Below are 23,666 nucleotides of genomic sequence, written 5' to 3'. Positions count from 1 at the left end.
GACCTACCCCCACACTTGCCAGACCACGAGCGCGACGACAATCCAGAACACAGCGGAGCCGAGAAAAACAGCAAACCAGGCTTTACGTTTCATCGCGGGATCCCTGCGTGCAGGCTGGTTTCCTGAAGGCATCGCTAACCTCATACTATCGAAATCACTTATCATTTAGGCACCAAACAATCGGTACAATTAATCATCAGATAGGAGAAATCCTAATAAAAAAGGCGAAAAAAAGCCAGTTAATTTTCTGACTCGTCCTGATAAATAAATCGATTGTTTGATCGGTTATAAATATTTGAAAGGAATTTTTGGCAAGCTGACTAATTTGAAACTACTTTAGAGAACCTTTTCCATAAACTATATATGGTTAATTTATTCACTGTAAATTATCAATTAGTTCAGTGTTTCCCGTCGGTATCGCTTTATGCCGGAGGATACCGACGAGGTAACAGCTGGTATTATTTCTCAGGCAATTTAATATCTTTAAACATGGCTTCGATATCATCATTAGAACGCAGCGCCACCGCAGTATCCACCACATCTCGCGTCAGATGTGGCGCGAAACGTTGAATAAAATCATACATGTAACTGCGTAAAAACGTGCTGCGACGAAAACCAATTTTGGTGGTGCTATGACTGAAGATATCGTGCGCGTCAACACGTACAAGATCAGGGTCGGAGACGGGATCAACCGCCATGCTGGCAATCACCCCCACGCCGAGGCCCAGACGCACATAGGTTTTAATGACATCGGCATCGGTAGCGGTAAAAACTATCCGCGGCTCCAGACCCGCACGATTAAACGCGGTATCCAGTTCCGAACGCCCGGTAAAACCGAAGGTGTAGGTGACCAGCGGATACTGCGCTAACTCTTCAATAGAAACGGACGCTTTTCCCGCCAGCGGATGATCCGGCGTCACGACGATCGAGCGGTTCCAGTGATAGCAAGGCAGCATCACCAAATCGTCATACAGATGCAGGGCTTCTGTCGCAATGGCAAAGTCTGCATTCCCTTTCGAAACGGCTTCGGCGATTTGCGTCGGCGATCCCTGGTGCATGTGCAAAGAGACGCGAGGGTATCGCTCAATAAAACCTTTAATCACGTTTGGCAGTGCGTAACGTGCTTGTGTGTGGGTCGTCGCGATGTATAACGAGCCTTTGTCCGGCCAGGTATGTTCGCCGGCAACGGACTTAATGGCATCCACCTTCGACAGTACCTCACGCGCAATACGGATGACTTCCTGCCCCGCTGGCGTAACCTGCGTCAGGTGCTTACCGCTACGGGCAAAAATCTGGATGCCAAGTTCATCTTCAAGCATACGAACTTGCTTACTGATGCCTGGCTGGGAGGTATAAAGCCCTTCCGCCGTTGAGGAGACATTAAGGTTGTGGTTCACCACCTCAACAATGTAGCGAAGCTGCTGTAATTTCATGTTAAGCCATCCCGATTTATGCCATCAGATCATCGTTTCAAAGCAGGCTCGTTAGCGCTGCTAATACGATTTAATAATAAAAAACGTGTTAACTATAACCACTATATCATTTCTATGTAAGCTGTATAGGCATGACAAAAAATAATACGCCAGAAACAAAAAGGGTCGCATACGCGACCCTTTAAGGAGAAATTCAGGCGGAATGCCGTTATTTCTTCCCTTCAACCCATTTACCGTCAACAAAAAACGCGGACCAGCCGGTCGCCTTACCGTCTTTCTCAGCGGCAACGTATTGCTGCTTGGTTTTACGGCTGAAACGGACCATGGACTTGTTGCCGTCCGGGTCCGTCTGCGGCGCGTCTGCCAGATAACGCAGTTTTTCCGGCAGACGATCGCGGAAGCGGTACAGCTCTTCCACTAACGGCGCGCGGGTCTCACGTGATTTCGGGAACGTATTTGCCGCCAGGAAGATACCTGCAGCGCCATCACGTAACACAAAATACGCGTCAGATTTTTCACACGGCAGTTCCGGCAGCGGAACCGGATCTTCTTTCGGCGGAGCGACTTCACCGTTACGCAGGATCTTACGGGTGTTTTTGCACTCATCGTTGGTACACGCCATGTACTTACCGAAACGCCCCATTTTCAGGTGCATTTCAGAGCCACATTTTTCGCACTCAACGATAGGACCGTCATAACCCTTGATGCGGAATTCACCCTCTTCGATCTCATAGCCGTCGCAGGTAGGGTTATTACCACATACATGCAGCTTACGCTTAGGATCGATAAGATAGCTGTCCATCGCCGTGCCGCACTTCTGGCAGCGACGTTTGGCGCGCAGAGCGTTCGTTTCCGCGTCGTCGCCTTCCAGCACGTTCAGCACTTCGTTTTCCGGCACCAGGTTAATGGTGGTTTTGCAGCGTTCTTTCGGCGACAGCGCATAGCCGGAACAGCCGAGGAAAACGCCGGTGCTGGCGGTACGAATACCCATCTTGCGTCCGCAGGTCGGGCAATCAATGCTGGTCAGCACCATCTGATTCGGACGCATACCGCCCTCCTCAGGATCTTTCTCGGCTTTATCCAGTTGCTGAGTAAAATCGGTGAAGAAGTTGTCGAGTACGCCTTTCCATTCGGCTTCGTGATTTGCCACCTGGTCGAGGCTGTCTTCCATCTGCGCGGTAAAATCGTAGTTCATCAGTTCGCGGAAGTTTTCTTCCAGACGATCGGTGACAATTTCACCCATTTTTTCAGCATAGAAGCGACGGTTCTCAACGCGAACATAGCCGCGATCCTGAATCGTGGAAATAATCGACGCATACGTTGATGGACGACCAATACCACGCTTTTCAAGCTCTTTAACCAGCGAGGCTTCACTGAAACGCGCAGGCGGTTTGGTAAAGTGTTGCGCTGGCGTCAGTTCGACAAGCGTCAAGGTATCGCCTTTATCCACCGCCGGTAAGATACGGTCTTCATCGCCCTTACGCAGCGCAGGCATCACTTTGGTCCAGCCATCGAAACGCAGAATACGACCACGCGCTTTCAGGCGGAAATCACCCGCGCCAACGGTTAAGGTGGTGGAATCGTATTTCGCCGGCGTCATCTGGCAGGCAACAAACTGACGCCAGATCAACTGGTACAGTTTCTGCGCATCAGCTTCCATGTCTTTCAGTGATTCCGCCTGTACGGCGACATCGGAGGGACGGATAGCTTCGTGCGCTTCCTGAGAGTTCTCTTTGCTGGCGTACTGGTTCGCGCTCTCCGGCAGATATTTTTTACCAAAATTATCGCTGATGTAATCGCGAACCATGGTGACGGCGTCCTGACTCAGGTTTGTTGAGTCCGTACGCATATAGGTGATGTAACCCGCTTCGTACAAGCGCTGTGCCATCATCATGGTTTTCTTCACGCCAAAGCCCAGACGCGTGCTCGCAGCCTGCTGTAGCGTGGAGGTAATAAACGGCGCGCCCGGCTTGCTGCTGGTCGGTTTATCTTCACGTTCCAGAACGCTATAGCGCGCTTTTTCCAACAGGCTAACAGCGGCAAGCGTTTGTTCCCGGTTGACCGGGCGGAACGGTTTATCATTCTGATGCGTCACCTCAAGCGGCAAAGCATCGCCACCAGGCGTGGTCGTGTCAGCACCAATTTCCCAGAACTCTTCTGGGACAAATGCTTTGATTTCACGTTCGCGCTCAACCACCAGACGTACGGCAACCGACTGTACGCGGCCTGCAGACAAACCACGCGCAATTTTTTTCCACAGCAGCGGCGACACCATATAGCCCACCACGCGGTCCATAAAGCGGCGCGCCTGTTGCGCGTTAACCCGGTCGATGTTCAGTTCGCCCGGTTTTTCGAACGCCTGACGAATAGCGTTCTTGGTAATTTCGTTAAACACCACGCGGCTGTAGCGGGTGTCATCGCCGCCGATCACTTCCCGCAGGTGCCATGCAATGGCTTCCCCTTCGCGGTCAAGGTCGGTTGCGAGATAGATGTGGTCGGCTTTTTCAGCCAGTTGCTTCAGTTCAGAAACAACTTTCTCTTTACCAGGCAGCACTTCATAGCGCGCATCCCAGTTGTGCCACGGGTCAACACCCATGCGGTTGACGAGAGCGCCACGTTCATCCTTTTTGGGCTTTTTAGCCGTTTTGGTGGAGGTTGAGTCGGCGCTCTTTTTAGTTGCTGAGCCACTGGTCGGCAAATCACGGATATGACCGACGCTGGATTTCACCACGTAGTCATTACCCAGATACTTGTTGATCGTTTTGGCTTTTGCCGGGGACTCAACGATGACAAGAGCTTTACCCATATTCACCTTTACCTAATTTGATTCTTCCAGAATGCGTCGCACGTTGATTCACCTTCCACTGGCGACGAGACATCGATATGGTCTCTGCGTCGGTGGATATCAACCCCTTAAACTGATTCGCGCTTGTAATGTAACTCTCATGTAACTGAGTTGACAGGCTTTTTTGCTCACAAACGCTATAGCACGACGAAGTATTGGTCGAATGTCAAGCAAATCTGTTGCCAGATTGACGAAAGCGTCACACTGTACCTGATAAAATGCGTTACGCAACTTTATTAGCATGCAAAAACAAATCTCGCCAGTTGCAACCCTGACGTAAGACCTTAATTTATGTCAGGGAATATTTGCCCATAAGCCGGGCTCGGCGTAGACTAATGTCCTTGTTTAAGGAGTAAATAATGCATAAAGACACGCAACCTATCGATCGCGAAACGCTGCTGATTGAAGCCAACAAAATCATTCGTGAGCATGAGGACACGCTGGCGGGGATTGTCGCCACCGGCGTTACGCAGCGAAATGGCGTGCTGGTTTTCAGCGGCGATTACTTTTTAGACGAGCAAGGGCTTCCGACGCCCAAAAGTACGGCAGTGTTTAATATGTTTAAGCACCTGGCGCACGTACTTTCTGAAAAGTATCACTTGATCGATTAATACAAGAAATGATTTGCCGGATGGCGGCTCTGCCATATCCGGCCCAGGATGTTGTCATCCTGTGGGCCGGGTAAGATGCTTTAGCATCACCATCCGGCAATGACAATTTTACATTAGCGGTTTCTGTCCCCGCTGCCACCAGCGCAGCAGCAAACGATCGGCGCTCTCGGCCGCACTCCCGGTAAAGCGATCCATCAGTTTTTTGCGCTGCATATAGCGAACGCTCAACACTTCGCGCCCTTCCATTAGCCCGAGGATCACTTCATCACTGGTATTGATTTCATCCACCAGCCCGTTCGCCAGCGCCTGTTGCCCAAACCAGTGTTCGCCGGTGGCAACCTGCTCAATGTCCAGAGTCGGACGCATGCGCTGCACAAAATCCTTAAACAGGTGATGGGTTTCATTCAGATCTTCGCGGAATTTCTGCCGCCCTTCTTCCGTGTTTTCACCCAGCAGCGTCAGCGTACGCTTGTACTGTCCGGCGGTGTGCAGTTCGATATCAATATCCTTCCCTTTCAGAAAGCGGTTAAAGTTCGGGATCTGCGCCACGACGCCAATCGACCCGACGATAGCAAACGGCGCCGAGACAATTTTATCGGCTACGCAGGCCATCATATACCCACCGCTCGCGGCGACTTTATCCACCGTTACGGTCAATGGGATCTGCTTATCGCGCAGACGCTGTAACTGCGATGCAGCCAGGCCATAACCATGAACCACACCGCCCGGGCTTTCCAGGCGAACCACCACTTGATCCTGCGGTTTAACCACTGCCAGCACCGCCGTCACTTCCTCACGTAACGCGCTGACCTCATGGGCGTCCATGCTGCCTTTAAAATCCAGCACCCATACACGTGGTTTATCAGATGACGTACTCTCTCCCAGTTTCGCTTTTGCCTTGGCTGCCTTCGCTTCCAGTTTCTGTTTCTTTTTCTGCGCCTTATGCCAGAATTTTTGCTGATGCCCGTCCAGTAATGCCAGCGACAGATCATCCTTCATCTCTTTATATTGCTCGCTGAGGTTAACAACCCGCAGCTCCCCGCGCTGACGCTTGCGTTGTGTCGCGTTCACAATCAGCATCACAATTACCGCAATAGCCACCACGACAGTGACAATTTTTGCCAAAAACAGCCCATATTCAGACAACAATTCCACGAGACCCACCTTGGTTAAACAACGCTATTCCCGCTCAGTGTACAACAGGCTGCTTAACCCGTCTTGCTTCATCCATCCTGGTGCTGAATCAGCAAAAAGCATGACAAAGCGTTCATTTTGCGGTGTTATTGCCTTTGGCTGATTGAAAAAGAACAGGGTTTAAGGCATAAAGCCCAAAAGTTATTGCGAACGAGATGGCCAGGGCGTCGCCGAGGAGTAGCCGTGCATTACCAACCTAAACAAGACCTTTTACAGGACCGCATTATTCTGGTTACCGGTGCCAGTGATGGTATCGGACGTGAAGCTGCACAGACCTATGTGCGTTACGGCGCGACCGTTATTCTGCTTGGGCGTAACGAAGAAAAACTGCGCCAGGTTGCCCGCACTATTGCCGATGAAAACGGTACGCAGCCACACTGGTTCACGCTGGATCTGCTCACTTGTACGTCTGAAGAATGCCACCAGCTCGCACAGCGCATTGCCGCACATTTTCCACGTCTGGATGGCGTACTACATAATGCCGGATTACTGGGTGATATTTGTCCAATGAGTGAGCAAAATCCGCAGATCTGGCAAGATGTCATGCAGGTAAATGTGAATGCCACCTTTATGCTGACCCAGGCATTGCTGCCGCTATTGCTGAAATCCGATGCCGGATCGCTGGTCTTTACCTCTTCCAGCGTCGGTCGCCAGGGACGCGCCAATTGGGGCGCATATGCTACCTCCAAATTCGCTACCGAAGGCATGATGCAGGTTCTGGCAGATGAATATCAGAACCGTCACCTGCGCGTAAACTGTATCAATCCAGGCGGTACGCGTACCGGAATGCGAGCCAGTGCATTTCCAACTGAAGATCCGCAAAAATTGAAAACCCCCGCCGATATTATGCCGCTCTACCTGTGGCTGATGGGCGATGACAGCCGCCGTAAAACCGGTATGACTTTCGATGCCCAGCCGGGCCGTAAACCAGGAATAGCTCAATGAGTGAAGAACGCTACCAGCAGCGCCAGCAGCGCGTTAAAGAGCGGGTTGATGCCCGCGTTGCCGCTGCAAAGGATGAACGCGGGATCATTATCGTATTCACCGGAAACGGTAAGGGTAAAACCACCGCTGCGTTCGGGACCGCCACGCGCGCGGTGGGCCATGGTAAAAAAGTCGGCGTGGTGCAGTTTATTAAAGGTACCTGGCCAAACGGTGAACGAAACTTACTCGAACCCCATGGCGTAGAGTTTCAGGTTATGGCGACAGGATTTACCTGGGACACGCAAAACCGCGAGTCGGATACCGCAGCCTGTATGGCCGTATGGGAACATGGAAAGCGAATGCTGGCTGATGCTGAACTGGATATGGTTATCCTGGACGAACTGACCTATATGGTTGCGTACGACTATCTGCCGCTTGAAGAGGTTATCAATGCCTTAAATACGCGTCCTGCCCATCAGACGGTGATTATCACCGGTCGGGGATGTCATCGCGATATTCTGGAGTTAGCAGATACGGTGAGCGAACTGCGCCCGGTTAAGCACGCGTTTGAAGCAGGCGTGAAGGCTCAGATGGGAATTGATTACTGACACCAGGCCGGATAAGGCGCTTTTGCCGCATCCGGCTCCACGCTAACGCCTGATGGCGCTTTGCTTATCAGGCCTGGTCATGATTAACCGTTGTTGCTGCGACCACCCGGACGACGGCTGCTGCCGACCTGTGAGTGGCGCTTCACCGCACGACGGATCTGGTTCGCCTTCATACGACGACGATCTTTCTCGACGGCAACTTTAGAGGTCGTTTCCGGCTTCAGCTCCACCAGTTCACGTAAATAGTTGGTCTGCGCAAGATCAAGCTCCGTCCAGCCGCCACGCGGCAGGCCTTTCGGCAGCGGGATATCGCCGTAACGGACACGGATAAGACGACTTACCTGCACGCCTACAGCTTCCCACAGGCGACGTACTTCACGGTTACGTCCTTCAGTCAGCGTGACGTTGTACCACTGGTTGATCCCTTCACCACCGCTGAACTTGATTGTTTTAAACGCCGCCGGACCATCTTCCAGCTGTACGCCACGACTCAGATCACGCAGTTTCGCGTCATCAACCTGACCAAACACACGCACCGCATATTCACGCTCAACTTCACGGCTTGGATGCATCAGACGGTTTGCCAGTTCACCGTCGGTAGTGAACAACAATAAACCGCAGGTATTCACATCCAGACGTCCCACGGCAATCCAGCGCGCATCGCGCAGTTTTGGCAGACGATCAAATACGGTCGGACGACCTTCCGGGTCGTTACGGGTACACAGTTCACCCTCTGGTTTGTAATAGGCCAGAACGCGACAGATTTGTTCCGCAGACTCTTTAACTGAAATCAGATGACCGTCGATACGGATTTTCAGACCCGGCGTCACTTCAACGCGATCGCCGAGCGTGGCAATTTTGCCATCAACGCTCACACGGCCCGCGGCAATAATGGTTTCAATTTCACGGCGAGAACCGTGGCCGGCGCGCGCCAGCACTTTTTGTAACTTTTCGCTCATAGAGCTTCCTTTAGATGTCGCCTTCACAGGCGTCGAACAGGAGAATCAACGGCGCCAGTCAGCGCCATTTTAAGGCCGCGTAGTATAGCGGTTCGCGCCCTTATAAGAAAGGTTTAACGTCGCCGACGCCTTCACGCAAGACCACCGGGGAATCGTCAGTTAAATCGATGACCGTGGTCGGCTGCTGGCCGAGATAGCCGCCGTGGATAATCAGCTCCACCTGCTTCTCCAGACGATCCTTAATCTCTTCCGGGTCAGACTCGGTAAATTCACTGCCCGGCAGCATCAGCGATGTAGAGAGCATCGGCTCGCCCAGCGCTTCCAGCAACGCCAGCGCAATGGGATTCGACGGCACACGCAGGCCGATGGTCTTACGTTTTTCCTGCAACAAACGGCGCGGCACTTCTTTCGTCCCTTTCAGGATGAAGGTGTAGTTGCCCGGCGTGTTGTTTTTAATTAAACGAAAGGCCACGTTGTCGACAAACGAATAGGTCGACAGTTCGGACAGGTCACGACACATCAGCGTAAAGTTGTGCCCATCCGGCAGGTGACGAATGCGACAAATGCGCTCCATCGCGCCTTTATCTTCAATTTTGCAGCCCAACGCATAGCCGGAATCGGTTGGATAGACGATCACCCCGCCCTTACGCACGATTTCAACGGCCTGATTGATCAGCCGCGGCTGCGGGTTTTCGGGATGAATATAAAAAAACTGGCTCATACTTTCCTCTCTGTAATCTCAGGCTGTTCCCAAAGTTGCCAGACGCCTTCTACGCCCGCGGGCAACCAGAGTTTACGACCCAGTTCAATCCACGGGCAGGGCTGATGAAAATCAGATCCCTGCGATGCCCACAATTGATGCTGGCGCGCAAGCGTCGCCAGATGGGTGCGTTCATTGGGAGACTGTTGGCACTGTGCCACTTCCATCCCGTCACCATGATGTTCGGCGAAGTGTGCAACCAGTCTTTTCAGCCACTTAGCGCTAAGATCGTACCGCCCAGGATGAGCCAGAACTGCCTTACCGCCAGAATGATGAATGACATCAATAGCTTGTTCTATTGTACACCACTGCGGCGGAACGTAACCGGTTTTCCCACGGGCAAGGTATTTTTTAAAAACATCCGCGATTGTCGTGGCTTTTCCGCACTCCACCAGAAAACGCGCAAAATGACCCCGAGTGACCGCCCCGCCATCAGCCAGACGCAACGCGCCTTCCCATGCGCCGGGAATATGCGCTTTATCGAGTCGTTCAGCAATCAGGCGCGCGCGCTGCTGACGACGTTCCGTTTGTTGCGCCAAAAACTCGCACATCAGTGGATGAGAAATATCAATATTCAGACCCACAATATGGATCTCATGATTTTCCCACACCGTAGAAATCTCAACACCTGAGATCAGATTTAACGCTAAACCCGAACGTGAAATTTCTTCTCTTGCCGCCGCAATACCAGCCGTGGTGTCATGATCGGTGATCGCCAGTGTACCGACTCGCATCTCTACCGCACGGTGTACTAAGGCTTCAGGGGTTAATCGCCCATCAGAGGCTGTAGTATGACTGTGCAGGTCATAAATCACTGCGTAATTCGTGTCGCTCAAGGCGGCTCCCGTTTAAATAAATGTCGTAACGCGCCCATCATAGCGGTTTCGACAAATTTACTGAAATCAGGTGTTGACTTTACTCCATCGAACTAGTTAACTAGTACGCAAGTTCACATGAAGAAGGTATCTGAGATGAAAGCAACATTTGTCCTGCACGGTTGGTGGCGCACTTCCTGATTTCGGGCAGTGTCTTACGTCTGCAATATGCAACCAGATACCCGGCCCGCCAACTGAGCGGGCTTTTTTTTGAACAAAATTAATGAGAACAACGATGCAAACACAAAAACCGACACTCGAACTGCTTACCTGCGATGCCGCCTACCGTGAGAATCCAACAGCGCTGTTTCATCAGGTGTGTGGCGCGCGTCCAGCGACGCTGCTGCTTGAATCCGCAGATATTAATAGCAAAGATGATCTGAAGAGCTTGTTGCTGGTCGACAGCGCGTTGCGCATCACCGCTCTGGGTGACACTGTCACTATCAAGGCCCTATCCGCGAACGGCGCATCGCTGCTACCCCTGCTGGATGCTGCGCTGCCTGCTGGCGTTGAAAACGAACAACAGCCGAACATTCGCCATTTGAAATTTCCCAATGTAAGCCCGTTGCTGGATGAGGACGCCCGCTTATGTTCCCTTTCCGTATTTGACGCTTTTCGTTTATTACAGGAACTGATCAATGTCCCTGCGCAAGAACGTGAAGCGATGTTCTTCGGCGGTCTGTTTTCCTATGACCTGGTTGCCGGTTTTGAGGATTTACCTCAGCTTGAGGCGGGCAATCGTTGCCCGGACTACTGCTTTTATCTGGCAGAGACGCTGATGGTCATCGACCACCAGAAGAAAAGTACCCGCATTCAGGCCAGCGTGTTTACCCCCAGCGATGGCGAAAAACAGCGTCTGAACGCTCGTCTGGCGCAACTGAGTCAGCAGCTTACCGAGCCTGCACCGCCGCTGCCCGTGACAGAAATTCCGCAGATGCGCTGCGAATGTAACCAGAGCGATGAAGAATTTGGCGCTGTGGTGCGCGGGATGCAAAAAGCCATTCGCGCAGGCGAGATTTTCCAGGTAGTTCCGTCCCGCCGTTTCTCATTGCCCTGCCCGTCACCGCTGGCGGCCTACTATGTGCTGAAGAAAAGTAATCCCAGCCCGTATATGTTTTTCATGCAGGACAACGATTTCACGCTGTTCGGCGCCTCTCCGGAAAGCTCGCTGAAATATGATGCCACCAGCCGGCAGATTGAGATCTACCCGATTGCCGGAACGCGTCCGCGCGGTCGCCGGGCGGATGGCTCGCTGGACCGCGATCTCGACAGCCGTATCGAGCTGGAGATGCGTACCGATCATAAAGAACTTTCCGAGCACCTGATGCTGGTTGACCTTGCGCGTAACGACCTGGCGCGCATCTGCACGCCGGGTAGCCGCTACGTTGCAGACCTCACCAAAGTGGATCGGTACTCCTTCGTGATGCACCTGGTTTCCCGCGTAGTCGGCGAACTGCGTAGCGATCTGGATGTGCTGCATGCGTACCGCGCCTGTATGAATATGGGCACGCTAAGCGGTGCGCCGAAAGTTCGCGCCATGCAGCTTATCGCCGAGGCCGAAGGTCGTCGCCGTGGCAGCTATGGCGGCGCGGTAGGCTACTTTACCGCCCATGGCGATCTGGATACCTGTATTGTGATTCGTTCCGCCCTCGTGGAAGACGGTATTGCCACCGTACAAGCCGGTGCCGGGATTGTTCTGGATTCTGTTCCGCAGTCTGAAGCCGATGAAACCCGTAATAAAGCGCGTGCGGTTTTGCGTGCTATCGCCACCGCGCACCACGCACAGGAGACTTTCTAATGGCTGACATTCTGCTGCTCGATAACATCGACTCATTTACCTATAACCTGGCGGATCAGCTGCGTACTAACGGTCATAACGTGGTGATTTACCGCAACCATATTCCGGCCCAGACGTTAATTGACCGCTTAGCAACCATGAAAAACCCGGTGCTGATGCTCTCGCCGGGGCCCGGTGCGCCAAGCGAAGCGGGCTGCATGCCGGAGCTGTTAACCCGCCTGCGCGGCAAGCTGCCGATTATCGGTATTTGTCTGGGGCATCAGGCGATTGTTGAAGCCTACGGCGGCTATGTCGGTCAGGCAGGCGAGATCCTGCACGGTAAAGCGTCCAGCATTGAACACGACGGTCAGGCAATGTTCAGCGGTCTGGCGAATCCATTGCCGGTAGCGCGTTACCACTCGCTTGTAGGCAGCAACGTTCCGGCCGGATTGACCATCAACGCCCACTTTAACGGCATGGTGATGGCGGTACGTCACGATACCGATCGCGTGTGTGGCTTCCAGTTCCATCCGGAATCGATCCTCACCACCCAGGGCGCGCTTCTGCTGGAGCAAACGCTGGCCTGGGCGCAACAGAAACTCGAGCAGACCAATACGCTGCAACCTATTCTGGAGAAACTGTATCAGGCTCAGACGCTATCCCAGCAGGAAAGCCACCAGCTGTTCTCTGCCGTAGTACGCGGTGAACTGAAGCCGGAACAACTCGCTGCGGCACTGGTGAGCATGAAAATTCGTGGCGAACACCCGCATGAAATTGCCGGTGCGGCAACCGCGCTGCTGGAAAATGCCGCCCCGTTCCCGCGCCCTGATTATCTGTTTGCCGATATTGTCGGTACCGGCGGTGACGGTAGTAACAGTATCAATATCTCCACGGCCAGCGCCTTTGTTGCGGCGGCCTGTGGACTGAAAGTGGCCAAACACGGCAACCGCAGCGTCTCCAGTAAATCTGGATCTTCGGATCTGTTGGCGGCGTTTGGCATTAATCTGGACATGAACGCCGATAAATCCCGTCAGGCGCTTGACGATCTTGGTGTGTGCTTCTTGTTTGCACCGAAATACCACACCGGTTTTCGCCACGCCATGCCGGTACGCCAACAGTTGAAAACCCGCACGCTGTTTAACGTACTCGGTCCGTTGATTAACCCGGCGCATCCACCGCTGGCGCTGATCGGCGTTTACAGCCCGGAACTGGTGCTACCGATTGCCGAAACGCTGCGCGTATTGGGATATCAGCGTGCCGCGGTCGTACATAGCGGCGGCATGGATGAGGTTTCGCTGCATGCGCCGACTATTGTGGCAGAGTTGCATGATGGCGAAATCAAGAGCTATCAACTGACGGCGGAAGACTTTGGCCTGACGCCGTACCATCAGGAACAGCTGGCGGGCGGCACGCCGGAAGAAAACCGTGACATTCTTAGTCGCTTGTTACAAGGTAAAGGTGAAGCCGCTCATGAAGCAGCCGTTGCCGCGAATGTCGCCATGTTAATGCGCCTGCACGGTGAAGAAGATTTAAAAACCAATGCGCAAACCGTGATTAATGTGCTGCGTAGCGGCGCGGCCTATGACCGTGTCACTGCGCTGGCAGCAAGAGGGTAAATGATGCAAACCGTTTTAGCGAAAATTGTCGCTGACAAGGCGATTTGGGTAGAAGCCCGGAAACAACAACAACCGCTGGCCAGCTTTCAAAATGACGTACAACCCAGCGCTCGTGATTTCTACGATGCGCTGCAAGGCGCGCGTACCGCCTTTATTCTGGAGTGCAAAAAAGCCTCACCATCGAAAGGCGTGATTCGTGATGACTTCGACCCGGCACTGATTGCGGACGTGTATAAACATTACGCATCTGCGATTTCCGTGCTGACCGATGAAAAATATTTCCAGGGCAGCTTTGATTTCCTGCCCATCGTCAGCCGTATCGCGTCGCAGCCCATCCTGTGTAAGGACTTTATTATCGATCCTTACCAGATTTACCTGGCGCGTTTCTACCAGGCGGACGCCTGCCTGCTAATGCTGTCAGTGCTGGACGATGAGCAATATCGTCAACTCGCCGCCGTGGCCCATAGTCTGAAGATGGGTGTTCTGACCGAAGTCAGTAACGAAGAAGAGCTGGAGCGTGCTATCGCTCTGGGCGCCAAAGTCGTTGGTATCAATAACCGTGATTTACGCGATCTGTCGATTGACCTGAACCGCACCCGCCAACTGGCGCCGCGACTGGGTCATGGCGTAACCGTCATCAGCGAGTCCGGTATTAATACCTACGGCCAGGTACGCGAACTTAGCCACTTCGCCAACGGTTTTCTGATTGGCTCTGCGCTGATGTCGCATGGTGACCTGCACGCCGCCGTGCGTCGGGTTCTGCTTGGTGAGAACAAAGTCTGCGGTTTGACCCGGGCTCAGGATGCAAACGCGGCATATGAAGCGGGTGCCATATATGGCGGGTTGATTTTCGTGCCCTCATCTCCGCGCGCGGTTAGCGTTGAGCAGGCGCGAGAAGTGATAAGCGGTGCGCCATTGCAGTATGTCGGCGTGTTCCGTAACACCGAGATTACCGAGGTGTGCGACAAAGCGTTGGCCCTGGGACTGAGTGCAGTGCAATTGCATGGCAGCGAAGATCAGACCTATGTTGACGCCCTGCGCGATGCGCTGCCCAAACAGGTGCAAATCTGGAAAGCGCTGAGCGTGAGCGAAACGTTGCCAGCCAGGGATTATCAGCATGTCGATAAGTACGTGTTCGACAACGGCCAGGGCGGTAGCGGTCAACGATTCGACTGGTCGCTTTTAGGCGGGCAATCGCTGGATAACGTTTTACTGGCTGGCGGACTTGGTGCTGATAACTGTGTCAACGCGGCAAAAACCGGCTGTGCCGGGCTCGATTTTAATTCTGGCGTAGAGTCACAGCCGGGCATCAAAGATGCACGACTCCTGGCTTCGGTCTTTCAGACGCTGCGCGCATATTAAGGAAAAGGACATGACAACATTACTCAATCCGTACTTTGGTGAATTTGGCGGTATGTATGTGCCACAAATTCTGATGCCTGCCCTGCGTCAACTGGAAGAAGCTTTCGTCAGCGCGCAAAAAGATCCTGAGTTTCAGGCGCAGTTTACCGATCTGCTGAAAAACTATGCTGGTCGTCCAACCGCGCTGACCAAATGCCAGAACATTACTAACGGGACCAACACCACGCTGTATCTTAAGCGTGAAGATTTACTGCACGGCGGTGCGCACAAAACTAACCAGGTGTTGGGTCAGGCGTTACTGGCGAAGCGTATGGGGAAAACGGAAATCATCGCCGAAACCGGCGCGGGTCAGCACGGCGTTGCATCGGCGCTGGCCAGTGCATTGCTGGGTCTGAAATGCCGTATTTATATGGGTGCGAAAGACGTTGAGCGTCAGTCGCCTAACGTTTTCCGTATGCGTCTGATGGGAGCAGAAGTCATTCCTGTTCATAGCGGTTCTGCAACGCTGAAAGACGCCTGTAACGAAGCCCTGCGCGACTGGTCTGGCAGCTACGATACCGCGCACTATATGCTCGGGACAGCGGCGGGACCGCATCCCTTCCCGACCATTGTACGTGAGTTCCAGCGCATGATCGGCGAAGAAACAAAAGCGCAGATTCTGGAAAAAGAAGGTCGTTTGCCGGACGCTGTTATCGCCTGCGTGGGCGGTGGTTCTAACGCCATCGGCATGTTTGCCGATTTTATTAATGAAACCAGCGTCGGTCTGATTGGCGTAGAGCCAGGCGGTCACGGGATCGAATCCGGTGAACACGGCGCACCGCTGAAACATGGTCGTGTCGGGATTTACTTTGGCATGAAATCCCCGATGATGCAGACTGAAGAAGGACAAATTGAAGAGTCTTACTCTGTTTCCGCAGGTCTGGATTTCCCGTCTGTCGGGCCGCAGCATGCCTACCTGAACAGCATCGGTCGCGCCGATTATGTTTCAATCACTGACGATGAAGCGCTGGAAGCCTTTAAAACGCTGTGTCTGCACGAGGGGATCATCCCGGCGCTGGAATCCTCCCATGCCCTGGCACACGCCCTGAAAATGATGCGTGAAAATCCGGAAAAAGAGCAGTTACTGGTGGTTAATCTCTCCGGTCGCGGCGACAAAGACATTTTCACCGTACACGATATTCTGAAAGCGCGAGGGGAAATCTGATGGAACGTTACGAAAATCTTTTTGCACAGCTGAAGGACCGCAAAGAAGGTGCTTTTGTCCCCTTCGTAACCCTGGGCGATCCGTCGGTCGAACAGTCACTGAAAATCATTGATACGCTGATTGAAGCTGGCGCTGATGCGCTTGAACTCGGCATTCCGTTCTCCGATCCGCTGGCGGACGGTCCGACCATACAGGAAGCTACACTGCGGGCATTTGCCGCGGGCGTGACACCGTCACAATGCTTTGAGATGCTGGCATTGATTCGTCAGAAACACCCCACCATTCCAATTGGTCTGCTGATGTATGCCAACCTGGTGTTCAGCAAGGGTATTGACGAATTCTACGCTCAGTGCGAGAAAGTCGGCGTGGATTCTGTTTTGGTGGCAGATGTGCCTGTTGAGGAGTCTGCGCCATTCAGAGCTGCGGCGCTCCGCCACAACATTGCGCCTATTTTTATCTGCCCGCCGAACGCTGATGAAGAACTGCTGCGCCAGATTGCTTCTTACGGTCGCGGCTATACCTATCTGCTTTCGCGTGCCGGCGTGACTGGCGCTGAAAATCGTGCGGCGTTACCGCTGCATCATCTGGTCCAAAAGCTGAAAGAATATGGTGCTCCTCCGTCATTACAGGGCTTTGGTATCTCTGCACCTGACCAGGTGACCGGCGCGATTGAAGCCGGTGCTGCCGGGGCAATTTCCGGTTCAGCGATTGTGAAAATCATTGAGAAGAATGTTGCTGCGCCTGAGCAGATGCTGGCGGAGCTGAAAGCCTTTGTCAGCGCGATGAAAGCGGCCACGCCTTACTAAGCTAAATCAACCGCCAGAGACTCCTGGCGGTTTTACCCTTCTTTCTTGTGCTTCATTTTATACATGGCGTTATCCGCATTCTGAATTGCCACATCCAACTCGCCGTTCACTTCCGCAATCCCCCACGATACTGACAATGGCACAGTATGACCGTCCACCACAAACACATGACTGGTCACCTGCCCGCTAATGCGTTGCGCAATTGCCGTAGCGTCACTTGCCTGCGAGCGAAACAACAGGATCATAAACTCATCCCCGCCGGTACGAATCACGATATCGTGACTGGTTCGAGTGTTAGACAGCATTCTGTTAGCGATAATTTGCAGCGCCCGATCGCCTGCCGCATGACCCCAGGTATCATTTACAGTCTTGAACTTATTGCAATCCAGTAGCACCACCGAGCAGTGCGATAAATCACGACGTTTGATGATATCGAGAATTCGGCGGTTAAAGCAGCCGGTCAGCGTGTCTATATAAACCTTGAGGTCGCTTTCATTCAGCCAGGATTTTAGTGAGAAACTGATCATGATGAAAAAGAACGGCGCCAGCAGAATCACGATCCCAGCCTGTGTGTCACGTGCCATAAAGCGGCCTAATGACAGCGAATAGTGCAATGCATATTTATCTGATAGCTTACGCACCATCAGGCGCGTTTTATCCACGCATTTACCGGATAAACAGAGGCTTTCATTATTGGTTAAATTCACCAGCGCCACATTCAGACTCTGTGGCATTTGATAGTCAAATGCATTAGCCAGCGCCTCCTGCAACTCAGGCTTTGAATGGTCATAGACCAGATAGGCCACGATTTGATCTGATATTTCTTTGCCAGACAGATCGTAGATATAGCTCACCACGCTGTAAGCTTTTTCGCCGGTAATTTTATCGGTATAGAAGTTCGTGGAACTAAGGGCTTTGTTTTTGACGTTTTTTTGCAACAGTCGGGTATAGAAATCGACGGGCGGATAGAAAAAGTTGGTGATATCCCGCGCCATGTCAGAACTGGAGAAGCTGAAATGGCGCGAGTCAGACGCCATGAACCAGTAAAAATAATCCGAGTTTTTAGCAATGATGTAACGATGCGCATCAAAACTGCCCGGGTTTAACTCATTCACCATGCCACGTATAAACTCCGCCGCCGCATACATACACAAAGCGCCACGGCTGGTTTGCTGGGTAATGATTGTCCCAGTTGCCGAATGCACCCGCTTTGGGTCGGCGTTAATTCCCCATTCATCTTTATTCCTGGGGGTGAATTGCGATATATCGCCACATTGATCGTCGTTTTTGATGTGATGATAACGTTCACCAATCGCATCAGCGATCAGTTCATTGTCATTGAAAATATCCAGCATCCGAGCTTGCAGGCGGTTAATGCCTTCACTGGTGGTGGCTATACGCTGTTCGTAGATGATAAACAGAAACAGCGAGGTAAATACCAGAGTAATCAGCCCCGATACCAGCAGTGCCTGCCTGTTTCTGAGCTTATCCTGCACAATCTTCACGAGCCCACCCTGATAGTTAACAGTATTGCCAAACCGGTTATCCGATTATGTTGCTGCATAACGATGCTGTATGTTGATAGAGAATGTTAACCTTCCTGAGACTAATGATGATTTGAAATAGCGTCGCTCTTGGGCGTGAATTAAAGTTACAACCTTATACAATAAAAGCACATTTTTGTTAACATAAATGCAAACTAATCCTCCCCTTCAATGGGATACCCTGCCCGACGAATAGCCTCTCTACAGTCGTTCACACCGGCGGCATACCCTGCTTCGATCTCACAAACTGGACTGGCGCTGCAATAGGGCAGTTTAACCGGAGTGGCAATACGTTTCTCTATAATCTCAATTTTATTCATGCAATTCAGCAACTCACGCGCCACTGTCAGGGCAAACTCAGCCGTATCATCGCCGGTGAATGATTCCAGAAGTGTGATTTTTTGCTGGAGCTGATGGCGGGTTAACATCGTCAATACTCTCAAAGCCAGTTTGCTTAAAGAATAGCATTACATCGAAAAGGAGAAGCACGCACTGACGATTCTGGCGGCAAATCTTGACCACAGCCACAGTTATGGCTGTGACCGAGCGCGGTTTCCTCGTGCTTTTAAGGTCCATATCCGCAGGTAGCGAATGACTCTGGCCCAACCCACATTTGATCTCAGATGTGGTCGTTGTTTTTAATGTGTAAGAGATGAGCATAGAAACGCTGACGCAGCAATATCATAAAGTTTTGGTGATGATTTGCAGGTAAACCATATTAAATATGAATATTGCATTGGCTCATCAAGGCTAAAATCATTATAGTGTCAGAGTTATGCAGTTATTTTTTACAAGGCCATCATAATTTCAGTTAGGTCATGTTACCAAATCGTAACCTAATTGTTATGCAAACATAAAGCGTAGCAAACGCTATTTTTACTTAACTCAAATCTACTCCGTACAATTTTCAATAGCCAAAGGAATCAAACCACAGGACAACGACTAAATAGCATTGAATAAAGCGACATAAAGGCGATCACACCCTGGACAGGTCTGTGAGGTTGCCACATGTAACTTATTTACCCTCAATAATTACATGAATAAACAATAAAAGCGCATAAGAAGGAAATTCTTATGCTTAAAAGTATTTTCTTTGCCAGGATATTTGGGTCCGTAAATTAAAAATCATGTCTATCCAACTTAACCTTCAAATGGTCAGAAGTGGTTTGCGCCCACTTAAAATTACCCCGCTAATTATTTCTGTTTTAATTATTGCAGGCGTTAATGTTTTGAATGCAAAATATAATGCTGTAATTAATCGGACGCTTGTGTTTTTCATGATCATGCTTTCATTGCGATGCATACAGTATGTCTTTTTCAGAAATATTCTGGCCGCTTTAATTTTAATACCCGTCGCAGGTGATATTACTCTTCAACTGCATGCCTGGAATAATTACAGTTCAGAATTTAGTTATGGATTTGCGTTAAGTATTTTGAATACAACGCCCAGCGAAGCAGTGGCGATGCTGAGATTATATTGGCGTGACTGTGTTACGTTCTTTACACTTGTAATGTTTTTTATTTACTCTATAAACACTGGCGCGAGACCTGTACCCTATCGATTTCGCCACTACCCAATGGTTATTTTGGGCTTAATAATTTTTCTTTTATTTTCGCAAGCTTATCTCCACCAGATAAGGAAAAGTAATGTTGAAAGTCTGGTACAACGAGTGATCCGCTCCACTCCAGTAAGTACCGGAAAAGAGTTTATGCAGGCGATGCAAGATAACGCCATAATTTCTGATATTGGTACAAATATTCCAAATTATAAGATAACAGTAACTGATACAGGAATCGAAAACTATATATTGATAATCGGGGAATCTGCGCGTACGTTAAACATGGGGATTTATGGATACGCAAGGGATACCACACCTGAACTTATCAAACAAAAGCAGCAACTTTTACTGTTTCAGAACGCGATTGCGCCTGCACCGGTAACAATCATGGCCGTCCCCCTGGCACTTACTGCTGACTCAGTGCAAACCCGTAACCCTCGTAACTACAGCGATAATATTATTAATATCACAAACCAGGCTGGCTATGATACATACTGGTACAGTCGCCAGGGAAATGGAGGTGCGCATAACAATATAATTACCGGGATTGCCATGAATGCACATCAACATGAATGGGTAGAATATGGCTATGATGAGGCCTTGCTACCGTTATTGCATCAGGCATTACAGAAACCAGGTAAGAAACTTATTGTCCTGCATTTATATGGCAGTCATGAGCCTTCCTGTCAACGTTTTCCAGAAAGTGATACTGTCTTATTTGGTCAAAGCAAAGCCGATGACTGTTATGACAATTCAATTCGCTATACCGATAAACTTATGGGTAATATATTCAATGAACTGGAAAACACTCGCTCATCAGTAATGTATTTTTCCGATCATGCGCTGATCCGTGATCCTGCACGCTCTGTGGTTTATTCCCACGGTGGTGTCAGACCGCCTAAAGAGGCATTACAAATCCCCATGTATATTTGGTACAGCCAGTTAGTTGATGAAAAAACAAAGTTCACCGGAGATTATAATACTCCGTGGTCTTCCGATGATCTTAATTCGCTTGCAGAATTGTGGCTTGGCATCCATCGTCAGGGTAATGCGAAAAAGTCTATGAAATCCTGGTTAATAAACTACAAAAAGGAGATTTTCGTCATGGATACCACAGGAAAAAAATACAACTGGAATGATGTTCGTTAATGCTGAAGAGTTAGCAAAACTGGTCGTAAAACGACCAGTTTTGCAGAATGGCTTTACAGAAAAATTTAAAAACGATAACCCGCAGAGAACATAAACACCCACGGATCGAGGCGTACGCTGTCTCGCTGCTGGACGCCACCCAGTTTGTAACTTGCTGTGGTATCGATATCCATGTACCAGACCGACATGTTAATCAGCCAGTCGCGGTTAATCAGATAGTCCATACCGACTTGCCCTGCCGCACCCCAGGAATCTTTCAGACTCAGGTCCGATAAGCCGGTTTTTTTGCCGTTATCATTAAAGCCCTCATCGAAGAAGGTGGTGTAGTTCACACCGACGCCAACGTAAGGACGCAGTTTGCTGCTGGAGTCGCCGAAGTACCATTGTGCCATTAACGTCGGCGGTAAGTGGTGCACAGTGGCAATATCGCCCGTCGTGGCAGTCCCAATTTTATGACGGAACGGCGTCGCAGCCAGTAATTCAACACCGATATTGTCGGTTGCCATGTAAGTGAATGTTAGCCCCAACTGGGTGTTATTACTGACATCAAAGCCGCCTAAACTTCCCAGCGTTCCCCCCGCACCTTCCGTCGGCCTGACGGTGGCAGAACCCGCACGAATGAAGAATTCTCCAGCCTCATGCGCGAATGCGTTACCAGAGAGAAGAGTTGTTAAAGCCAATGCTGCAACTGTTAATTTTTTCATGTCCGCTCCATCGTTATGGTTATAAAAGCGGAACAAATATACCCACATTGGAGTAATAAGTGATCTTACCTGGATCACATTGACTTTGATAATTTAACATTTATTGATCCAGATTAAGTTAGAACTTGCATTCAAAATCCTGGTTAAATTAATTCAGATCAATTTTGATATATTTTCGCCATGCAAGTGTCCGACACCCGCTGATGATAAGCGTTGCTTATTTGCTCATGATGGGCAGAGAACAACCAGCGTTCTTGCATAACGCTGAAGTCATAGCCAAAAATTACCGGAGCTTTACAAAGATATGCCTTTCCATACATCGCGCGATGCTGCCACTGTAGAGTTATCCAGGGTACAATTGCCCGCAAATGAACACCTGCAAAACTCAAGGAGAGTGCATGTCTATCACGGCGAAATCCGTTTACCGTGACACGGGAAACTTTTTCCGTAATCAATTCATTACCATCTTGCTGGTATCGTTGTTGTGCGCGTTTATCACAGTGGTGTTAGGGCATGCCTTTTCTCCCACCGACGCCCAAATTGCGCAACTCAGTGAAGGGGATCAGTTAACCAGTAGCGTGGGTCTGTTTGATCTGGTACAAAATATGACCCCGGAGCAACAGCAAATTCTGCTACGCGCTTCCGCGGCGTCGACATTTTCAGGCCTGATTGGTAATGCCATCCTCGCGGGAGGTATCATCCTGATGATTCAGCTGATTTCAGCAGGTCATCGGGTCAGCGCGTTACGCGCCATCGGCGCCAGTGCGCCAGTACTGCCTAAGCTGTTTATTCTGATTTTTCTGACTACTCTGCTGGTACAAATCGGTATTATGCTGGTGGTTGTGCCCGGTATTCTGCTGGCCATCCTGTTAGCACTCGCACCGGTGATGTTGGTACAGGATAAAATGGGTGTCTTTGCCGCTATGCGCAACAGTGTGCGTCTGGCATGGTCTAATATGCGACTGGTAGCGCCGGCAGTGATCGGTTGGCTGCTGGCAAAAACGCTGCTGTTGCTTTTTGCGCCAAGTTTTGCGGTACTTACGCCGAACGTAGGCGCGGTATTGGCGAATACTCTGAGCAATATGATCTCCGCCGTGTTGCTGATCTATTTGTTCCGCCTGTACATGCTGATTCGCCAATAAACCCTGAACGCATACCAGGCGCATGCCTGGTGCTTTTGATGACGGAATCGATGAATGAAGCAGTTTCTTGATTTTTTACCGCTGGTTGTCTTTTTTGCTTTTTATAAGCTTTACGACATCTACGCGGCGACCTCGGCACTGATTGTTGCGACGGCTGTGGTTCTGATTTACAGCTGGGTTCGCTATCGCAAGGTCGAGAAGATGGCGTTAATCACCTTTGTTCTGGTGGCCGTATTCGGCGGCCTGACCATCTTCTTCCACAACGATGAATTCATTAAGTGGAAAGTTACGGTGATTTACGGACTGTTTGCCGGTGCGCTGCTGGTTAGCCAGTGGGTGATGAAAAAGCCGCTGATTCAGCGGATGTTAGGCAAAGAGCTTACCCTGCCGCAGCCAGTGTGGTCGAAGCTTAATGTAGCCTGGGCCATCTTTTTCATTCTGTGTGGTCTGGCGAATATCTATATCGCTTTTTGGCTGCCGCAGAATATTTGGGTCAACTTTAAAGTATTCGGCCTGACAGCCCTGACCTTATTGTTCACGCTGCTGAGCGGTGTCTATATTTACCGCCATCTGCCGCAGGAAGATAAATCGTAA

At 50.8% G+C, this 23,666-nt stretch carries 22 protein-coding genes, 1 pseudogene and 1 other annotated feature; of the genes and pseudogenes, 13 read left to right on the top strand and 10 right to left on the bottom strand.

All coding sequences use genetic code 11. From position 1 onward, the window contains the following. Nucleotides 1-3 precede the first annotated feature (3 nt). From FDW96_RS07250 to topA, 3 genes are all read right to left on the bottom strand, one after another. Nucleotides 4-144: a YmiA family putative membrane protein gene (locus FDW96_RS07250; protein WP_213083790.1), complete on the bottom strand. Its 141-nt coding sequence runs from the start codon at nt 142-144 to the stop codon at nt 4-6. 314 nt (nt 145-458) lie between these two features. Then, the gene (cysB, locus tag FDW96_RS07245; protein ID WP_042308079.1) at nt 459-1,433 is read right to left on the bottom strand and encodes an HTH-type transcriptional regulator CysB; all 975 of its coding nucleotides are present in this window, start codon (nt 1,431-1,433) and stop codon (nt 459-461) included. Nucleotides 1,434-1,641: 208 nt separating this feature from the next. After that, a complete protein-coding gene (gene topA / locus FDW96_RS07240) occupies nt 1,642-4,239 on the bottom strand; it encodes a type I DNA topoisomerase (RefSeq protein ID WP_137350289.1) in 2,598 nt (865 codons plus the stop codon). A 398-nt stretch (nt 4,240-4,637) separates the two neighbouring features. Here topA and FDW96_RS07235 point away from each other — a divergent pair, with 398 nt between their 5' ends. Next, complete coding sequence (locus FDW96_RS07235) at nt 4,638-4,889, top strand: YciN family protein (protein ID WP_003020616.1); 252 nt, start codon at nt 4,638-4,640, stop codon at nt 4,887-4,889. Between the two features lie 108 nt (nt 4,890-4,997). Here the strand turns inward: FDW96_RS07235 and sohB are convergent, their stop codons facing one another. Continuing rightward, complete coding sequence (sohB, locus tag FDW96_RS07230) at nt 4,998-6,044, bottom strand: protease SohB (protein WP_061381240.1); 1,047 nt, start codon at nt 6,042-6,044, stop codon at nt 4,998-5,000. Nucleotides 6,045-6,266: 222 nt separating this feature from the next. On the opposite strand from sohB, the gene FDW96_RS07225 reads away from it, so the two are divergent. Both FDW96_RS07225 and cobO read left to right on the top strand, forming a co-directional pair. Next, nucleotides 6,267-7,028 (top strand): YciK family oxidoreductase, encoded by a 762-nt coding sequence (locus FDW96_RS07225; protein ID WP_079223959.1) that lies wholly within the window; start codon nt 6,267-6,269, stop codon nt 7,026-7,028. Further along, nucleotides 7,025-7,615 carry a cob(I)yrinic acid a,c-diamide adenosyltransferase gene (gene cobO / locus FDW96_RS07220; RefSeq protein WP_042308071.1) on the top strand — a complete coding sequence of 197 codons (591 nt, stop codon included), beginning with the start codon at nt 7,025-7,027 and terminating at the stop codon, nt 7,613-7,615. Before FDW96_RS07225 ends, cobO begins: the two co-directional genes overlap by 4 nt. Before the next feature lie 83 nt (nt 7,616-7,698). Here the strand turns inward: cobO and rluB are convergent, their stop codons facing one another. The 3 genes from rluB to rnm all read right to left on the bottom strand — a co-directional run bounded on the left by rluB (nt 7,699) and on the right by rnm (nt 10,170). Then, complete coding sequence (gene rluB, locus FDW96_RS07215; RefSeq protein ID WP_038640972.1) at nt 7,699-8,574, bottom strand: 23S rRNA pseudouridine(2605) synthase RluB; 876 nt, start codon at nt 8,572-8,574, stop codon at nt 7,699-7,701. A 100-nt stretch (nt 8,575-8,674) separates the two neighbouring features. After that, nucleotides 8,675-9,295: an L-threonylcarbamoyladenylate synthase gene (locus FDW96_RS07210; protein WP_137365428.1), complete on the bottom strand. Its 621-nt coding sequence runs from the start codon at nt 9,293-9,295 to the stop codon at nt 8,675-8,677. Continuing rightward, entirely contained in the window at nt 9,292-10,170 is an 879-nt protein-coding gene (gene rnm, locus FDW96_RS07205; protein ID WP_137365427.1) for an RNase AM, read from the bottom strand. Before rnm ends, FDW96_RS07210 begins: the two co-directional genes overlap by 4 nt. A gap of 135 nt (nt 10,171-10,305) precedes the next feature. Here rnm and trpL point away from each other — a divergent pair, with 135 nt between their 5' ends. From trpL to trpA, 6 genes are all read left to right on the top strand, one after another. Next, on the top strand, nt 10,306-10,350 hold the full coding sequence (gene trpL, locus FDW96_RS07200) for a trp operon leader peptide (RefSeq protein ID WP_012905981.1): 45 nt from the start codon (nt 10,306-10,308) through the stop codon (nt 10,348-10,350). Beyond that, nucleotides 10,327-10,421, top strand: a sequence feature (Trp leader region). It overlaps the preceding gene by 24 nt. A gap of 23 nt (nt 10,422-10,444) precedes the next feature. Continuing rightward, the gene (locus FDW96_RS07195) at nt 10,445-12,007 is read left to right on the top strand and encodes an anthranilate synthase component 1 (RefSeq protein ID WP_137350292.1); all 1,563 of its coding nucleotides are present in this window, start codon (nt 10,445-10,447) and stop codon (nt 12,005-12,007) included. After that, a complete protein-coding gene (gene trpD, locus FDW96_RS07190; RefSeq protein WP_038640980.1) occupies nt 12,007-13,602 on the top strand; it encodes a bifunctional anthranilate synthase glutamate amidotransferase component TrpG/anthranilate phosphoribosyltransferase TrpD in 1,596 nt (531 codons plus the stop codon). The genes FDW96_RS07195 and trpD overlap by 1 nt, the downstream gene beginning before the upstream one ends. Nucleotides 13,603-13,605: 3 nt before the next feature. Beyond that, nucleotides 13,606-14,964: a bifunctional indole-3-glycerol-phosphate synthase TrpC/phosphoribosylanthranilate isomerase TrpF gene (gene trpCF / locus FDW96_RS07185; protein WP_137365678.1), complete on the top strand. Its 1,359-nt coding sequence runs from the start codon at nt 13,606-13,608 to the stop codon at nt 14,962-14,964. 10 nt (nt 14,965-14,974) lie between these two features. Next, on the top strand, nt 14,975-16,168 hold the full coding sequence (trpB, locus tag FDW96_RS07180; protein WP_042308063.1) for a tryptophan synthase subunit beta: 1,194 nt from the start codon (nt 14,975-14,977) through the stop codon (nt 16,166-16,168). Beyond that, entirely contained in the window at nt 16,168-16,974 is an 807-nt protein-coding gene (gene trpA / locus FDW96_RS07175) for a tryptophan synthase subunit alpha (RefSeq protein ID WP_042308062.1), read from the top strand. The genes trpB and trpA overlap by 1 nt, the downstream gene beginning before the upstream one ends. Before the next feature lie 32 nt (nt 16,975-17,006). On the opposite strand, the gene FDW96_RS07170 is transcribed toward trpA, so the two are convergent. Further along, nucleotides 17,007-18,479: a GGDEF domain-containing protein gene (locus tag FDW96_RS07170; protein ID WP_137365426.1), complete on the bottom strand. Its 1,473-nt coding sequence runs from the start codon at nt 18,477-18,479 to the stop codon at nt 17,007-17,009. A 194-nt stretch (nt 18,480-18,673) separates the two neighbouring features. Then, nucleotides 18,674-18,946 carry a hypothetical protein gene (locus tag FDW96_RS07165; protein ID WP_042308060.1) on the bottom strand — a complete coding sequence of 91 codons (273 nt, stop codon included), beginning with the start codon at nt 18,944-18,946 and terminating at the stop codon, nt 18,674-18,676. Between the two features lie 699 nt (nt 18,947-19,645). On the opposite strand from FDW96_RS07165, the gene FDW96_RS07160 reads away from it, so the two are divergent. Beyond that, nucleotides 19,646-21,226, top strand: coding sequence for a phosphoethanolamine transferase (locus tag FDW96_RS07160; protein ID WP_137365425.1), 1,581 nt, complete (start codon nt 19,646-19,648; stop codon nt 21,224-21,226). A 65-nt stretch (nt 21,227-21,291) separates the two neighbouring features. Here the strand turns inward: FDW96_RS07160 and ompW are convergent, their stop codons facing one another. Continuing rightward, entirely contained in the window at nt 21,292-21,930 is a 639-nt protein-coding gene (gene ompW / locus FDW96_RS07155; RefSeq protein WP_042308058.1) for an outer membrane protein OmpW, read from the bottom strand. Nucleotides 21,931-22,213: 283 nt separating this feature from the next. Between ompW and FDW96_RS25390 the strand changes: the two are divergent. From FDW96_RS25390 to FDW96_RS07145, 3 genes and pseudogenes are all read left to right on the top strand, one after another. After that, a pseudogene (locus tag FDW96_RS25390) lies at nt 22,214-22,300 on the top strand (YkgJ family cysteine cluster protein); the annotation flags it as partial. Nucleotides 22,301-22,328: 28 nt separating this feature from the next. After that, nucleotides 22,329-23,072, top strand: a complete 744-nt coding sequence (locus FDW96_RS07150) for a YciC family protein (RefSeq protein ID WP_042308057.1) — start codon at nt 22,329-22,331, stop codon at nt 23,070-23,072. Nucleotides 23,073-23,126: 54 nt separating this feature from the next. Continuing rightward, complete coding sequence (locus FDW96_RS07145) at nt 23,127-23,666, top strand: septation protein A (protein WP_042308056.1); 540 nt, start codon at nt 23,127-23,129, stop codon at nt 23,664-23,666.

The sequence above is a fragment of the Citrobacter sp. TBCS-15 genome, assembly GCF_005280815.1.
Classification (GTDB): domain Bacteria; phylum Pseudomonadota; class Gammaproteobacteria; order Enterobacterales; family Enterobacteriaceae; genus Citrobacter; species Citrobacter werkmanii.
This window is presented reverse-complemented; position numbering and strand designations above follow the sequence as displayed.